This is a genomic window from Mycobacterium arosiense ATCC BAA-1401 = DSM 45069, from assembly GCF_002086125.1.
In the GTDB taxonomy this organism is placed as follows: Bacteria; Actinomycetota; Actinomycetes; order Mycobacteriales; family Mycobacteriaceae; genus Mycobacterium; species Mycobacterium arosiense.
On sequence record NZ_MVHG01000055.1, the window covers coordinates 1 to 15840 of the forward strand.

General features: G+C 61.0%; 14 protein-coding genes and 1 pseudogene. 5 read left to right on the forward strand and 10 right to left on the reverse strand.

Annotated elements, in window-relative coordinates; genetic code table 11:
• Positions 1-37: 37 nt before the first annotated feature.
• Both BST14_RS31090 and BST14_RS31715 read right to left on the reverse strand, forming a co-directional pair.
• Positions 38-319: pseudogene (locus BST14_RS31090) on the reverse strand (hypothetical protein); the annotation flags it as partial.
• Entirely contained in the window at positions 304-1431 is a 1128-nt protein-coding gene (locus BST14_RS31715) for a spirocyclase AveC family protein (RefSeq protein ID WP_083065898.1), read from the reverse strand. The gene BST14_RS31715 and the pseudogene BST14_RS31090, both read right to left, overlap by 16 nt.
• A gap of 170 nt (positions 1432-1601) precedes the next feature.
• On the opposite strand from BST14_RS31715, the gene BST14_RS29630 reads away from it, so the two are divergent.
• From BST14_RS29630 to BST14_RS18840, 3 genes are read left to right on the forward strand one after another with little or no spacing between them, the layout of a single operon-like run.
• Positions 1602-1799, forward strand: a complete 198-nt coding sequence (locus tag BST14_RS29630; RefSeq protein WP_142279476.1) for a hypothetical protein — start codon at positions 1602-1604, stop codon at positions 1797-1799.
• A complete protein-coding gene (locus BST14_RS18835) occupies positions 1796-2626 on the forward strand; it encodes an enoyl-CoA hydratase/isomerase family protein (RefSeq protein ID WP_142279477.1) in 831 nt (276 codons plus the stop codon). Before BST14_RS29630 ends, BST14_RS18835 begins: the two co-directional genes overlap by 4 nt.
• The gene (locus BST14_RS18840) at positions 2623-3837 is read left to right on the forward strand and encodes a CaiB/BaiF CoA transferase family protein (RefSeq protein ID WP_083065899.1); all 1215 of its coding nucleotides are present in this window, start codon (positions 2623-2625) and stop codon (positions 3835-3837) included. The genes BST14_RS18835 and BST14_RS18840 overlap by 4 nt, the downstream gene beginning before the upstream one ends.
• Positions 3838-3993: 156 nt before the next feature.
• Here the strand turns inward: BST14_RS18840 and BST14_RS18845 are convergent, their stop codons facing one another.
• Positions 3994-4329, reverse strand: coding sequence for a ferredoxin (locus tag BST14_RS18845; protein ID WP_083065900.1), 336 nt, complete (start codon positions 4327-4329; stop codon positions 3994-3996).
• A gap of 198 nt (positions 4330-4527) precedes the next feature.
• A complete protein-coding gene (locus BST14_RS18850; RefSeq protein WP_083065901.1) occupies positions 4528-5316 on the reverse strand; it encodes an SDR family NAD(P)-dependent oxidoreductase in 789 nt (262 codons plus the stop codon).
• A 208-nt stretch (positions 5317-5524) separates the two neighbouring features.
• Here BST14_RS18850 and BST14_RS18855 point away from each other — a divergent pair, with 208 nt between their 5' ends.
• A complete protein-coding gene (locus tag BST14_RS18855) occupies positions 5525-6742 on the forward strand; it encodes a flavin reductase (RefSeq protein ID WP_142279478.1) in 1218 nt (405 codons plus the stop codon).
• Positions 6743-6814: 72 nt separating this feature from the next.
• Here BST14_RS18855 and BST14_RS18860 read toward each other — a convergent pair whose 3' ends face one another.
• The 6 genes from BST14_RS18860 to BST14_RS18885 form a co-directional block, all read right to left on the reverse strand.
• The gene (locus BST14_RS18860) at positions 6815-7618 is read right to left on the reverse strand and encodes a DUF1295 domain-containing protein (protein ID WP_158085901.1); all 804 of its coding nucleotides are present in this window, start codon (positions 7616-7618) and stop codon (positions 6815-6817) included.
• Positions 7619-8037: 419 nt separating this feature from the next.
• Positions 8038-9441 carry an NAD(P)-binding protein gene (locus BST14_RS18865; protein WP_083065904.1) on the reverse strand — a complete coding sequence of 468 codons (1404 nt, stop codon included), beginning with the start codon at positions 9439-9441 and terminating at the stop codon, positions 8038-8040.
• A 97-nt stretch (positions 9442-9538) separates the two neighbouring features.
• Positions 9539-10921 carry an FAD-dependent oxidoreductase gene (locus tag BST14_RS18870; protein WP_158085902.1) on the reverse strand — a complete coding sequence of 461 codons (1383 nt, stop codon included), beginning with the start codon at positions 10919-10921 and terminating at the stop codon, positions 9539-9541.
• Between the two features lie 369 nt (positions 10922-11290).
• On the reverse strand, positions 11291-12079 hold the full coding sequence (locus BST14_RS18875) for an enoyl-CoA hydratase-related protein (RefSeq protein WP_142279479.1): 789 nt from the start codon (positions 12077-12079) through the stop codon (positions 11291-11293).
• 983 nt (positions 12080-13062) lie between these two features.
• A complete protein-coding gene (locus tag BST14_RS18880) occupies positions 13063-13464 on the reverse strand; it encodes a TetR/AcrR family transcriptional regulator (protein WP_306460725.1) in 402 nt (133 codons plus the stop codon).
• 874 nt (positions 13465-14338) lie between these two features.
• Entirely contained in the window at positions 14339-14728 is a 390-nt protein-coding gene (locus BST14_RS18885; protein WP_083065908.1) for a DUF732 domain-containing protein, read from the reverse strand.
• A 298-nt stretch (positions 14729-15026) separates the two neighbouring features.
• Here BST14_RS18885 and BST14_RS29635 point away from each other — a divergent pair, with 298 nt between their 5' ends.
• Entirely contained in the window at positions 15027-15521 is a 495-nt protein-coding gene (locus tag BST14_RS29635) for an Rv2576c family protein (protein WP_142279481.1), read from the forward strand.
• Positions 15522-15840 lie beyond the last annotated feature (319 nt).

Below are 15840 nucleotides of genomic sequence, written 5' to 3' on the forward strand. Positions count from 1 at the left end.
CTGCGGCACTGACCGCTTGAACCATCATCTCGAAGAATCACAAGACGACCCCGTACACCACGTCCCTGGACTTGACCCTTGACCGACCGGTCCGCCCGGTGCCGGGAAGTCTACGGTGGCCAGACAATTGGCGGTTGGGCAAGCTAAGTCTGTTTGGGTCCTTCGAGCAGTTTGCTTTGTGGAAGGGGCCGGCACAAACCAGAGCGACCAAGCGCGGGGCGTCGACCGCGCGCCAGCGGTCCTGTGCGGCGTCGATGAGCTTGTAGGCCATGGCAATTCCGGCCGCCTGCGATCCTGGGCCCTTTATCGCCGCGGCTCGACCGGAGGTAGCAGGCCTCCATTGTTACCGAGCCTGGGAGCACCCGGTCTCGAAATCGGTACCCCGGTGCCTGGGCACATGAATTGCGTCCCGTAACCACAGAGCTCGTTTGTGAAGTACGACCTATTAGCAATGTCAGCGGGCCACTCCGCATGCAGCCCGAACAACTGCATAGGAATCATGTAAGCCAAGTAAAGCGCATTCATGAAACCAATTAGTGCTAGTAATCGCACCACTGTACTATGGCGCGGCGACAACCGCAGGGTCGTGATACCTTTTTCAGCGAAAGTGTGACCCTTATCGTCCACGAAGAATCGTAGACACGTCGCGCCGGCCCAAAATGCTCCCCACAGCACGGCTTCGTAGAGCGGGTATTGATAGTAGTGACCGTAGAAAAGTGTTAGCGAGGGGATGCTTCCGTCCCAGGCCCACCAGCCCGCGAACGTTGCGAGCGGTTCGAATACCATATCAAAGGTGACAAATCCGATAAAGCAAATTACGGCAAGACGTCGGTTCGAAAGATGTGGCCAACGTGCCCGAACCCGTCTGAGGAGCCAACACGCAGCGAGAGTGGGCCCAAGCCCCGCCCATATGTAAGCGGGGACCATTAACAGAACCGGTTCGATCTGCTGGTTGCCGTTCGGCGACATCCACCCTGGGATCTCCCCATTCCAGGAGCCGAGATTCAAAAGAACGGAGTTATACGTAACCCAGGTCTGACTGTAATTCATCAGGGTGTCTTGCCAGTAAAGGGTGAACCACGCCAGCACAAGCAAACCATCTAACCCTATCCGACCGTTACGTCTCCAGGGTCGGATGAGCCAGAAATAGACGGCGGCCGCGCCAGCGGCAGCACCGCCAAATTCAAGGACAAGTGCAAAAACCTTCATATATTCCGGTACAGGCGTCGGGCCGATGGGAGTTCGGTGCATAGTGCCTGACATGAACCACTTGATGTAGATATAGGCCTGTAGCGCTATGAATGCTGCGCCGAGCGTGGCCCACCACAGGACGGGTCGCGATCTCGAGGAACTCTGTACTGGCTCAGGGCGTCGGCTGTCGGTGCTACCACCCTCGGCCAATGCCGCGGATGTCGCAGTGCTCTTGCTCATGTCGCCTCCAACGCGGTACTAAGATAGTAGATAATATGGAACTATAAAATACTGATTCGCCTAAATGGAAGAGTTGATCCATGGAGCCTTCGCCTGCGATTAAGGTCGTGTACCGCGTACAGCAGACATGTTCCCCCCTGTCCGGCCGCGGCTCCGACGCTGCCGGCCGGATGCATGATTTCACTGCGTCACCCAAGGTCGTGGCCAGTGCCCGCGACGCCTACCAGTGGGCCAGCGTGACCGACCCCCGCTCGCAATTGGCGATAGCCGAGATCTATGTATGCTTCGCACCCGTCAGCTTCGCGAGCATGGTCGCCGGGGCCCGCTGCACGGCCTCCGGGGCGCACAACTTAGGACCGTGCCGATGAGCAACTCCACCGATCTATACAGTCAATTTTGCGCACTGCGGTGCTCCTATGTCGAACCCGGAGTCCTTGAGATCGTCTTGCAAGGCGCCGGCCTCAATGCGGTTGACGCTCAAATGCATCGGGACCTCGCTAGGGTTTGGCGCGTAGTAGACGAAGACCCGCGGGCCTCGGTAATCGTGGTGCGCGGTGCAGGGGCGGGCTTTTGCGCGGGCGCACAGTTTGACCTCCTGGAGGAGATGGCCGCAAACTTCGCGACCCGAACACGGCTGCTGCGCGAAGCTCGCGACCTAGTTTATAACCTCATCGACTGCAGTAAGCCGGTGATCTCGGCGCTGCACGGGCCGGTCGTGGGCGCCGGTTTGGCGGTCGCCGTCTTGGCCGACATATCGATCGCGGGCCGAAACGCACGACTGCTAGACGGCCATACCCGCCTCGGTGTCGCGGCCGGTGATCACGCGGTGATCAGCTGGCCGATTCTGGCCGGGATGGCTAAAGCGAAGTACTACCTGTTGACGAATGAATTCCTTAGCGGCGCAGAGGCTGAACGGATCGGGCTAGTGTCGCTGGCCGTCGACGACGAAGAGGTCGTGCCCACCGCAATGCAGGTGGCCCGTCGGGTGCTTGCACAAGGCCCCGATGCCACCCGATGGACGAAACAAAGCCTTAATCATTGGTTTCGCTTGATGGGGGCTGCATTTGATGCGTCCTTGGCGCTTGAGTTCTACGGCTTCGCTGGACCCGACCTTAAAGAGGGCTTGGCCGCGCTGCGTCATGGGCGCGCACCACAGTGGAGCGCTGCCCCCGGCGCCGACGAGCTGCGCCAGTGAGCGCACCGCTAGATGGATTACTCGTTGTGTCCATCGAGCAGGCGGTGGCCGCGCCGTTGTGCACGCGTCACCTTGCGGATTTGGGTGCACGAGTGATCAAGATCGAAAGCGTCGACGGTGGTGATTTCACGCGGGAGTATGACAACGTAGTGCTGGGGATGGCGGCCCATTTTGTGTGGCTGAACCGCAACAAAGAGTCGGTGGCTCTTGATCTCAAATCGTCTCGCGGGCGCGAGGTGCTCGAACAATTGCTGGGCCGGGCCGACGTCGTCGTGCAAAACCTAGGCCCGGGCGCAGCAAAACGACTATCGATCGCCGCCCCGGATGTAGTGAGACGATTTCCGTCGGTAGTCGCCGTGGACATCTCAGGTTACGGAACCGGCGGCCCCTACGACGACCGACGCGCATACGACGTGCTGGCACAATCCGAAGGAGGCTCATGTGCCATCACCGGATGGCCCGGCCGACCGGCCAAGCCTGGTATCCCGGTGGCCGACGTAGGCGCCGCAATGTATGCACTCACGTCGATTCTGGCGGCCTTGCATGCTCGCCATGACACAGGACGCGGTGCAGCCGTCTCAGTGTGTCTGCTCGACGTCATCGCCGAATGGATGGGGTTTGCGCTCAACCAAACTCGTTACGGGAACGCGGCGCCGCAGCCCAGCGGGGTCTCGTCGCCGATGGTCGCCCCCTACGGTGCGTACCCAACCAATGACGGTGACACCGTGGTGCTCGGTACCACCAACGACGCCGAATTTCGTCGGCTTGCCGAAATGATCGGCGAGCCCCAACTCGCCGATGACCCTTCCCTGATCGGCAACGCGCGGCGCGTGAACGCACGCCGTCGCCTCGACGAGACCATCACACGCTGGACGTCGCAGCGCAGCCTGACCCAGGTCCAGACCGCCGCACACGAGCATCGTATCGGCTACGCCCGGCTAAACCAGGTGGCAGACGTGCTGTCTCACCCCCAACTGACTGAGCGCCACCGATGGGTTGCGGTCGGCTCCCCTGTAGGTCCGATCTCTGCACTGTTGCCGCCATTCGACTCGGAGCAGTGGACTATCCGCACCGATTCGGTGCCTGCCCTTGGGGAACACTCGGCTGCGGTGCTTAGCTGGCTCGGCTACCCCGAGCCCGTCATCGACGAGCTGACCGCCGCGGGCCTAGTGGGAACGCCGACCACGAACACCTCCACTACTCAAGGTTGACGAAGAGCCTGGCATGACATACGGCAGCAACAAGGTGCCCTAGGACTTTTAAGTTGCGACGCGCCCGCATCATCCTCGTACACTTTGCGGGCGGCGCCCGACGTCATCGGCACTTCGAGTTTCAGCACATCGCCTTAGGGCGGGCATCCGGCACCCTCAACTATCTTCACGGAGCTCGATGGCCTGCTCGGGACAGCTCTGGTAAGCCAACACGGCTTGCTGGCGCTGAGGCTCTGGCACCACTCCCTCCCCGCGCGCCGACACGAACCCCGCGTCGTCGGATTCGAGAAGTTCGGGGACAAAGCCCAGGCACACGTTATGACCCTGGCAACGCTGAGCATCGATATAAATACGCAATCGCTGTACCTCGCCTGTCGTGATGTTGTTCTGGCAGACCGCCAATCGCCGACTGCGCCGATTGTTCAGACCGGCCAGCGATCGCCGCCTCGCATCATCGAGGTTTCCTCTTAACCGCTTCGTGTGGTTACTCAACTCGACACTTTACCTGTCGCGCTCCATCGCGCGCCGATCTCCTAGGCAAATCTACCAACTCATAATAATTCTATTCATATCAGCTATGTGAACGGCTGGGCAACGACTTCACGCCCATAGCTGCCGGCCTGACGCAGCCAAATCGCTTGTCGTAAGTCAAAAGCCGCCCCGACTAAGCCTCGGGGTTGCCGGCTGTACTCAGCCGCTCAGCTTGGTGTAGCTGCGCGGTGGGAGCCGAAGCGCCCCGTCGATGCGGATGGTCTCACCGTTCATGTACGAATTGGTCAGCACCGCCAACACCAGGTCAGCATATTCGCCCGCATGGCCGAGCCGCTGGGGATACACAACACTTTGTCCCAGTTGCCGCTTTTTGGTATCTGCGGCCGATCCGGTCCCATAAATCGGCGTATCGAAAAGCCCGGGCGCCAACGTATTCACACGAACCCCGATGGCGGCCAGATCGCGCGCCAGCGGCAAAGTGAGCCCAACGATGCCGCCTTTGGACGCGGCGTAGGCGGCCTGGCCGATCTGACCGTCGAATGCCGCGGCCGACGCGGTGTTGACGATCGCGCCACGCTCGCCGCTGTCGGTGGGTTCCAACGCCGCCATCGCCGCAGCCGCCAGACGCACGCAGTTGAACGTGCCCACCAAGTTCGTACGCAACACCTTTTCGAATACGGCCAATTCGAAGGGCCTCCGCTCGGCATTGACAGTGCGCTGCGCGCGGCTGATCCCAGCGCAGTTAACCAACACTCGCAGTGGGCCAAGGTCGCTGGCAGCGCTGACCGCGGCTGCCACCCCGCGCTCGTCGGCGACGTCGGCGGTCACCGCCACCCCGCCCACCTCTGCGGCGAGCTCCTTGGCGCGATCATCCTGCAGGTCCACGACGACGACAGCGACGCCTTGCGCGGATAGTGCGCGCGCTGATGCCTCCCCCAGCCCTGAGGCGCCGCCTGTGACGATCGCCGAACTACCCTGCAGATCCATTGCCTCAAGCCCTTTCGCGTCGCGCGCCCCCTCAACTGCGTAGGCGCTCGCCTCTGGTTTAGTTATAACATATTAGCTAATAGCTTTTACCATGCGTATCGTGCCGCGTTCGTGTGGGAAGACCTCAAGGCCACGCGCAATACTGGTCGGGCCCTCTTAAAAACTGCATCGATAGGTAAGCGCCAACGCGAGGATTGGAGAACGTGTGATGTCCGAGCTGCTACCGCGAGCCAGCGACCCCATGCACATGCGTAATGTGTTGGGCCAGTTTCCGACCGGCGTTGTGGTTATCACCGCCGTCGCTAAGGATGGCACTGCGGTGGGACTCACCGTCGGGTCGTTCACTTCGGTGTCACTGGACCCTCCCCTCGTCGCCTTCATGGCACAGGCAGGCTCGGCTAGTTGGCGCAAGATCGAGACAAGTGGGGCATTTTGCGTCAACGTGTTGACTTACACGCAGGAACATGTCTGCCGAGCCATGGCCACCCGCCGAGCGGACAAATTCTCCGGAATTGCATGGCACCCAGCGGCTTCCGGATCGCCCGTACTTGATAAAGTAGCAGCCTGGATCGATTGCGACATCGAGTCGGTGATCCCCGCCGGCGATCATTTCATCGTGCTGGCACGAGTACGCGATCTCGACGTGGCTGAGGCTACTGCCCCACTTATCTTCTATCAGGGCGGATACGGGCGCTTTTCGTCGAGCACGTTGGCAGCAAACGACGCCGATCTGATGGAGCAATTGGCGGTGGTAGATGTGGCTCGCCCCCACATGACCGAACTTTCAGGACAGATGGGCGCGGAATGCCTGGCCATTGCACTGGTCGAGAAGCAGGTAGTGGTTGTAGCCAGTTCCGGCGCCGGCCGAACCGAGCGTCGCCTGACCCGCGTCGGCACTCGGGTACCGTTCGCGCCGCCTGGTGGTTATGTGTTTGCAGCCTGGGCGCCAGACACGGTGGTGAACACGTGGCTGCAGCGCCACGCGCGTCGAGACCATCCCGAGGATGTCGACATTCATCTGCGCAGGCTAGAACGTATCCGTCAGCGTGGGTTCTCTCTTGGTCTAGGTGGTGCGGCCCATCATCAGTTCGGCACGGCCGCGCGAGCGCTACGGCGCAGCGAGACAGAGGATCGATCCGCCGCGGTGGCACGGCTGATCTCGATGCTGGCCGACGATTACGAACCCGAGGACCTCAGCGTGTCAACGTCCAACATCGAGACCATTACCGCGCCCGTGTTCGACAAAAGAGGCAAAGTCGTATTGGCTCTGGTGATGTACGGGTTGCCGGATAGCACTGCGCCAACGCAGGTCGACCAATTGGCAGAACGTTTGCTAAGCGCGACGCGGGCTATCACCGCGACCATTGGCAGCCAATCACACAGAAAGAGCGAGGCGGTCGTCGCACACCCCGGAAACCAAAGCTAACGTCTCACAGTGGACATCGTCCGGCGGGCACGCGAGTCTCGGTGGACCTTGTTGGACGACACAAGCCTGGCGTCAACTGTCGTTCGGCCTGCCGCCAGCTTTTGCCGCCAGGCGGCGTAAGGCCGGGGGGACCGGGACAAACGACGGTGTGGTTGCGACGTAACGCAGGTATTCAGCATTGTTTCTGCGCTTCTCCAGCATCAACTGGTCGGTCATGTGCACCCCCAGGACGAATCGCAGCACCACCAGGATCGCGATCGGTGAGATCACCGTCCACCACAGTGCGGGTTCGGATATGGCGACCACGTAGCAGCCCAGATACACCATCAAGTTGCCGAAGTAATTCGGGTGACGCGACCAGGCAAATAGCCCCGTCATCAATGTCTGACCCGGACGGCGCGCTGCCTTGAATCGTTCGAGCTGCCAGTTCGCCGCAACCTCGGTGGCACCGCCAATGGCGATCATTACCAGCCCAATTCCATCAGTAATGCCCAACGGCACCCCGGTGATCATGATCGAAAGCTGCGCCGGCAGTGTCAATATCGTGATTAAAAGGACCTGCGGCACTGCCACCGCCAGATAGCATTTGCAGTAGTAGCCCGGTGGTAGCTGCCCAGCTCCGTCGCCGAGGCCGATGCGCTCGCTGGTGAGGCGGTAGCGGACATCACCGCCGCGGTGGCGCTCGACTCGCCACCACCGGCTGCTGAGCTGATAGCCCAGCCCCAGCGACCACGCGCCCACCGCTGCTGTAACCAGAAGGCCGCGCGGCGTCGTGTCATGCCAGAGCACCAACGTCATTGCGACATGGACCAGCGGCGCAAACCCGTAATATCCGTCAATGAGCGAAAGGTCGTTGCCGTGACGAAACCCGTACACCGCACAGGCCGTGATTGCCAGCAGCGTTATCGCAGTTGTGGTCGCGAGGACCCCGCATGGGCTCATCGCTGATCAATCCTGTCTGTCGTTGCCCGCGCCCGTCCCTCGTAGTAGCCCGTGGGCGTAGGAGGTAGGACGTAGAGGCGCGGGCAAGCTTTCCGAACCGCCTCATGTCGGGCGATAAGTGGTCTTTGACTATGCATGGATCCTAGCCAGTAAGGCTCTGACGCCTGTCGCAACGGTAAGTCGGCCAGCCGACAGTTGGCGCAGAGCACCCCCAACCAGCTGTCGGCTGGCCTAGATCAACAGATTCAATAATGTTTGAAGTTGAATCATATTCAGCCAGAAACCATGTGTCAATGCGATCCAAAGACAGTGAAATTGAGGTACTCGATGCGGGCAGAAGTCACGGCCCTGCCTCAAGGGATATCGCGTCCGGTTAAGCGTCGCCGGCGCGAAGGCATTGGATGCGCGCCGATCGCCAACGCGCCGTGGTAGCCAGCGAAAGCAGCCTGTTCTGTGGCGATTCCGGCCACCGGCTCAGTGCTTTCCCCGACGTACCACAGCCTCTCGATAGTCGGGGAACGCCGCGGCACCTTTGCCCCTGCGTAGCACGAATTGAGCCAGTGATAGCGCCGCGCGGCGGGGGCACGCTGGCCTACGGCGGCTTTCCAACCTGGGAATGCGTCCTCACATACATCATCGAGGTAGTTGACCACCGCGTTGTGGCCCCGGGCCGGGCCACCCCACCACTGCAGGCAGAGCTGACGCGCGTCAGGGCTGTTCCATGGTGCGACCACGTTGAGGGGCACAAACCAAACGTTCGCACCCGTCGCAGGGTCGTGGATCAACAACTTATCAGTCACGTCGACCACCGGTCGGGTGAGCAGCGTGGCGATCGTCACCTGATCATGTTCGAAGGCGGCTTCCTTCCGCAGCGGCTCACACAATTCGGCCGGCAGCTCGGTGAAAAAAGCTGGGATGCGTTGATTGCCCACGGCGAGCGCCACATGTGATGCGGTTGCTGTGCGGCCGTCGGTCATCTGTACGCCGCGCACCGCCTCGCGTTCCACCAGTACCCGCTGCACTTTGGTGCCCCGCCAAACTACGCCACCGTGTTCCTGGACATAGTTGGTCAGCGGCTGGATCAGGCCGCGCTGGATATCGGGCTCGATCACCGAAATGATTCCCTCGCCGGCGAAGCAGGTGCGGATAAGGGCGAATGCCCCGAAGACCGAGAACGTTTTGCCGATGCGCTCACTGGAAACGCCCGCAACCACGGCGGCCAGCAATTCAATGACTAACCGGGTCGGCTGGTCAGCCTGTTGCCGGTCGAACCACTGTTCAAGACCAACATCGTGCATCTTGCATAACTGCCCCGGCGGGATTGCGAGCCCGGCACGCAGGACACGCTCGGTGTCCCCGCGGTCGAGGATCTCACGCGGCATCTCGGTGAGGTGAAACAACAGCTCGCACAGCTCGGTGGTGGAGGCAATGAGCGGCATCCGGGTGCTGCGGCGGCTACCGCGCACCATAACCGAGATCGGGGGCGCCGCATGCGCCCGGACTGGCAAATTCAATTCGCGCGCTACCCGAGCCCAGTGTCCCCCACCCCAACTCATATGCCAGGGCGGCTGCTGGATGTAGGCGAGATGACCGTCGAGCGGCACGCAGCGCACGTTGTAACCAGGAGTGGCAGTCTCCGAGATCAACAGCACGCGTGCTCCGCGCGAGGCGAGCGTTCCGGCACATACCGCACCAGAAGTGCCCGCGCCGACCACGATCACGTCGTAGTCCTCATGTTCGCTGTCGTGGTGATCCATGACATCTTTCGTGCTCGAAGGGCACCGGTGCGGGCGTGACGCCCCGCGATCGCATCGGACAGGACAATGCCGCGGCGATGTGTTAGCGCCTTATCGGCTAGCTATTACCGCTACGCAGAGCGGGTCGGACGGCCGCATCGCGCGCTATCAATCCCAAGTGGCCTAGGGTCCGATTGGCCGCGACCACCCCGGTATAAAGGGATCTGCCCACCGTGCTCTGCAACAGATAATCGCCGGCCAGCTCGACCCCCGCTGGCATCGGTTGCGCCAGAAACTGGGCCAGACCGCCGACAAAGCCTCGCGGGCGCCGACAAATAGCAATGTCATTTCGCGTCAAGATCTGGTCTTCGATGACCGCCGTTCGCAGGATGGGAAAAGCGCGTATTGCCTCGAGCCAGCTTTCAGCAAGGACCTCGCGATCGGAACGGCCCACGGTGCAGCGGGCATAGGCGTCTTTGAGATCCAGCGTGATGACGCTGCGGTCTTTTCCGTCGGGTTTGACACTCACCTTGCCTAAGCGCTCGAAACCCTCAGCAGACGGCAGGAAACATTTGGCCGGTAGCTGAGAGGCGGGAACGTCGACCAGGTAGCGGCCGAGGTGATGGGCCGAATAGCTGATGCGGCCAAGGAATTCCCGCTGAACTGCGTTGAGTAGATCACCTACGATTGGCATGACGAGTGACCCTGGGACCGCGACGATCACTGCGTCGGCGTCGAGAGTTAAGTCTGCACCGTCGCGGCGGAATCCCACCTCGATGCCCTCGCCGGTACGGCGAACCGCGGTGGCGGGGGCACTGGTGACGATGCGACACAGCGGATTTCGCTGCAGCGCTTGGCCTAACTCATAGGTGATGCCGCCCGAACCGCGTGGCTCATAGATCCACCAACTGCGCAGCCACGCCAGATCGCCCAGGGCAAAAAGCAACCACGACAACCCGTAATCGCCGCTGTCGAGGGTGCTGTACTGCATGAAAGGCTCGATGACCGCGTCAAAGAGCTGTGGGGCGTGCGCACGTAGATAGGCTGCACCCTCATACTGGTCCGCCCACAGCGTGCACGTGTAATCGAGCGGATCGTGTACACGACGTTGCCGCAGCACCAGTGGGACCAGCCGGAGGAGCGAAAGCTTGTCTTTGATGCCGCCGGGCAGCCGCAATGCACCCGCGAGGGTGAACGGTGAGTAAAGTAGCGGCCGACCTTGGTTGTAAATCCGTTCGCCACGAACGGTTTCCGACTCCTCTAGGTCCACTGTCGGGGCAGCTTCACGCGCCAACTCTTGCCGCAACTGAGTCAGGCTGACTTCGCAGCCAACAAGGGCTTCGGCTCCGGTATGGTGCCACGAGCCATGCCACTCAAAACTTCGACAGCGCCCCCCAACCTCGGCGTCGCTTTCGAGCACTGTGACGGAGACATCGTGCTTGGACAGCTCAAAAGCAGCGCCTAGTCCAGCGATTCCGGCGCCAATTACCACAACGTGCATCGGCTTCCCGCTAAATCGCGATGCACCGTCGCGCCGACCTAATTGAGTGTTTTCGGGCTCACCGGCGGCCATATACGTCCCAGAAGACGGGTTCGATACAGCGCTCCGACAACTGAACCGCCACCTTACTCCCTAGCATTGACTACTCCGTCGACCTCCTGTCGGCGCCGCCGCAGTAAATCCAGCGCCAACACTGGCACTCTTAGCTTGCACCCGGGGGTCCGCGGGCCACCGGGACAGCAGCATCGTACCTCAATATCTATCTAAGTACGAATAATCCGGACTGATAACTTCTTATTCTTGTTGAACGAACCCTCAAGTTAGCAGCTAGAGACCACACAGGAACCGGCATTGACCCGTTGCATGGCTTTAGCAGCGGCGGTGCGGCGGAAACTTCGGGCTACGGCGTTCGGCGCGCGCGCGGATCGCCTCGGCCAGATCGGGGCGCATCAACGCGGCCTCTTCGAGAGCCAGCGAAAGTTCGAAAGCATCACCGAACGACTGCGTCGCCGCTGCACCTAATTGCCGTTTGATGTTGGCCGCGGAATATGGCGACGTGTTCGTCGCAATATCGGCTGCCCAGGCCTTGGCCGCGGGCAGCAGCTCGTCAGCGGGTAGTACCCGCTGGGCAAGGCCCAACCGAAGTGCTTCGGCCGGCGCCACAGAGCGCCCGCTCAACAGAATATCGGCGGCGGCACCGTAGCCCACCCGGCGCTGCAGAGTCCACGCGGCGCCCCACTCCGCGACCAAGCCCAGCCGCGAGAAGGAGCTTGCGATCTTGGCGTCGCGAGCAACATAAATCACGTCAGCTAGCAGCATGATCGAAAACCCGATGCCAATGGCGGGCCCGTTAACCGCGGCGATTAGCGGTGTGTGCAATATCGGTGGTTGCGCCTGCAGCTCATCGGTTCCCACAAGCTCGTGTACCCGGTCCAGCACATCGCGATCAGCGCCAGAGCAAAAGCCTCCACCCGCACCCGTGAGCACAATCGCACGGACATGCTCAGAGCGATCCAGTTCGGCCAAGGTCGCTAATAGGTTCTTCTGCAACTCCGGCGTCATCGCGTTGAGGCGATCAGGGCGGTTCATTATCACGCTGGCAACGCCGCCCTGTGTCTCGACTAACAGGTCACCGGCGGAACGATGCAAAGGACGCACAACCAGGCAAACTACCACATCATGCGAACGTCATCAGCACAATAATATTGATCCGTAACATATGGGTTCTGGTCTAGGTATGGCGGCACCGTGGGCGGTCACCATGATCCCGAGCGAGTTTCGGCCTTGGAGCCGGTCTCCTCGAGACGCGCTCGGAGCGAGCTAATTCAAGGTTAGACAATGGTATTTCATAGAGAGTCGTAGACGCTGGAATGTGCAGGCCACCACCACGGGCCTGCCGCAACCCGACTCCACATCCCTCGGCATGATGCACGCGTCGTCCAAATCGACGCCCATGAACACCGGGACTACTGAGTGCACCGGGCGTCTCTGACAGAAAGTAGGCCGTGACCAAGAACCAGGACGGGTTCGATGTAGTCGTAGTTGGTGCGGGCATGGCGGGGTTGTGCTGCGCCGGTGAGCGGGTGTTGCAGGGCGCACGTGCTCCTGCTGCCGGAAACTAAAGAAATCGGACTCCCGGTCAGGCCGCACATGGTCGACGGGAACCGCGGGATCATGCAGCCCCAACCAACATGATTGCCTGTGCGCCAGACTAATTGGCGACGGGATACCTTGGCATCGCAGTCCCGGGTTTGGAGTTGCGTACCCAGCAGCTGGAGGTGAGCCCGCCGTAGTGGTCCAGCCGTTGTGAATTCTGTTGCCCGATGTTCGGGCGAGGAAGGATCGACACGGCATCGAACAGGCCCAGCGGCATAGGCCGGATCAGATCATCCGCCAGCTCGCCGAGGGCAACCACTCCTCGGATCGGCCGGGGACGGGCATGAATGGCCCGAGTTCTGGCTGGTCTCGACGAAATGGTGTGGAACCTCAGTGCAATGAGTCTTCCGTCCGAATTTCCCACACCGGCCATCTTCAGGATGATGTTGAGGGTGGTCTGCAATGGGCGCGCTGAGCGAGCAAGAGACCCCCTCGCAGTGCTGCCAGCACGGTGACGGCGAGGTCGTCGGGATCGACTCCAGCCGTTAGACGTCCTTGACTGTGCAGGGAACGCATCCCATTTTGGATTGCGCTGGCCCAGCGACCCAACCAGCGGCGACGAGGGCGCGTGCCTGTGTGTCTGACTCGGCCAGCGCGCTGCCCAGGAACCCCAATGGGCAGCCGCCTTGGCCATGGATTGCGCTCGCATGGCCGACGACTAGATCGCGCCACGCTGCGAGGCTTTCGGGAGTGCTCAGGTCGGCTTCTTCGGTGGTATTCACAAGTCTGTCGGCCTCGCGGTCGATGACCGCATTGACCAGTTGCTCGTTGTTGGCGAAGTAGTGATAGAGCTGCGAACTGCTGACCTCTGCCGCGAGCTTGACGTCTTCGAGCGACGTGGCAGTCCCGCCGCGTTCCCAGATCATCTGCGCCGCAACGTCGATGATGCGTGCACGAGGGCGGTGGCCCCTTGGCGGTCAGTTTGCGGCCTGTTGGCTTTCGGGCCCGGCGCACCACGCGGACTTGCTTTTTGGGATTGATAATCCATTTTCGCTCAGTCACAGTGGATTGCATGATCCATTCGACGGTGCCCAACCCAAGGCGGTTCTGCGCCCAGCCCGTCTTCGCAACGGCGGAGGTGCGCTGTGACTAGCGGGCCATCGTCGTCACGGGAGCGACCGGCCCCGTCGGGCGCCCCTTGGTTAGTCTGCTCGCCTAGGCCGGAGTGCAGGTTCGCGCCATACCCGTGAGCCGGCAAGCGCCGGGCTCCCAGGCGCCGCAGAGGTCACCGGTTCCGTCGAACAGGCGCTGCATGGAGCTTCGGTGGTATTCCTCAATTCCCGGGCACTAGGCATCGACATGGAAGCGGTTATTGCGCAGGCCGCGGACGGGGGAAGTGTCGCCCCGACTGGTCGCGCTGTCGGCGGGTAAACTCCTCAAGCGACTGGGCAGCCCGTCTTTTGATCATCCCCTGGTCGGCCCGCGACTTGCCCTTCCAGTCCGCCGCCTATCAGTCGCTAACGCTGCATCCAACGCTCATCTGACCGCCCATACATCACCGTCGTGTGCACCAGGAGGATTGCCGGTTGGGCAGTTGCGGCATCAATTCACTCGGAGACCTATCGCTGCCGTCGTTCAATCAATCTGCATCACATACAACTTCTCTCTTCATCGCGAACATCCGCCTAGAAGGGTGACTCGTCGGAGGCCTAGTGCATGCAGAAGCCTGCTATGTGAGGCAAGCCTTTTGGTGAAGTGCGATGGCTTGTGGTGGACTTTCGCCGGCATGCGACTACACCCTTCGCCGCAGGCTTCGACCGACTAATGCGCCAGATTCGCATACCGTCGGTCTTTGGCCGCCGCTGCAGCAGCCGCAGCAGCCGGCATGTCCTTCAGCTTCGGCGATTGATCGGGGCAATATATACCGATACCCGTGCCAAGGATCTGATAGCCCTGCTGCTCGGTCGTGCCCGCCTTAATGTTTCGGTTGAGATAGTCATGGGCTGTGAGCGCGTCGGGGAAGTTGCCGCTACGAAGCCGCTCACAAATGGTCGTGACGATATAGCGGTCAAAGTCGTGGGGAGAGTAGACCTCGTAATACCGCAGCTGGTTATAGAAATCGGCATCCTGGCTGGCGTCTTGGTCGGCGTGGGCTGGCGCCGCCAGCGAGATGGCAACGGCGACAACCGAGGCGAGTCTCGTTGCCTTCATGTGGTGAAGTGTACGTTCCAAATCCCACGTGTGTACACACCTCATCGCCACCCGGCGAGTGGACCTGGTTCCGCCCGTCGACAAGATGAGGACGGACACCGTCTCGGCCATCCATGCAGCTTGGGCCCTAGTAGGCCCCCTAGCTTAAGGTCGTCGCCGATCGGTGGGTCGCCTGCTCTTCGTCACGCAACAGCACTGCCTGGTCCGCAAGCTTATAAATTTTAACTTTGACATAAGCAGCGAATTAGTCTTTACTAGCGGGATGACGGGCCGCGAAGTCGAGTAGGGTTGTCCCGACATGAGGACGATGCGAACGACAGCAAACGCCTTGGCAACGCTGGTGGTGGCGGCTGGCGGCGTAGGACTTACCGGTGGACCATCCAACGCTGAGCCGAGTGGCCACCAGGTCACCTACCGTGTCACATCGCTCAGCGAGTCGTATGTCCATATTTCATTTATGGCAAAACAGCCTATGAACGAGCAGGATTACGCCGAGAATTCGCAGCAGTACTTATACACTCTTAATCCTAAAGTCAATCAGGACGCACCCTGGAGCTATACGACGCAATTGGCAAATCCCGGCCGGTGGGCATATTTGGCAATCGGCCCCTTCTACAAACTAATGGGCAGGACCCCCATCCCTCCCGAAGTGCTGGAGTTAGACTTCGGTTTGCGGTGTGAGATTGCAGTTGATGGTCAGGTAGTGCACACCCAGAATGGCGCCCGGGAGGCGGCCTGCGGCACGGTGCCAATTTCTCATATCGAACCAGGCACTCAAATCCAACCAGGCTAATCTCAAATCTAATCGGTTGGCGAAATGGTATGGCGGAAGCGTACAGCCGCACTTTAATCCCCCGTCTTCCCGATTCGTTCAGCCAGCGGGGCAGCTCCCGTACGCGTTGCAGACGTACGACCGCCTGTCGTCCCAAGCTTTCAACCAAGTCCCCGCCGGCGTGATCAAGAACTTGAATTCACCGTGCCCGCAATATGTATTTCCTTCTGGCGTGATTGCGCAGGTAGTTGAGTTGTAGGTCACAAAGCTACGCGGCGGCAACGTCCGCTGCGCTTGTCCGGCCGGAAACTGCGCGGCCGCTGTCCAGCCGTGGTGGACC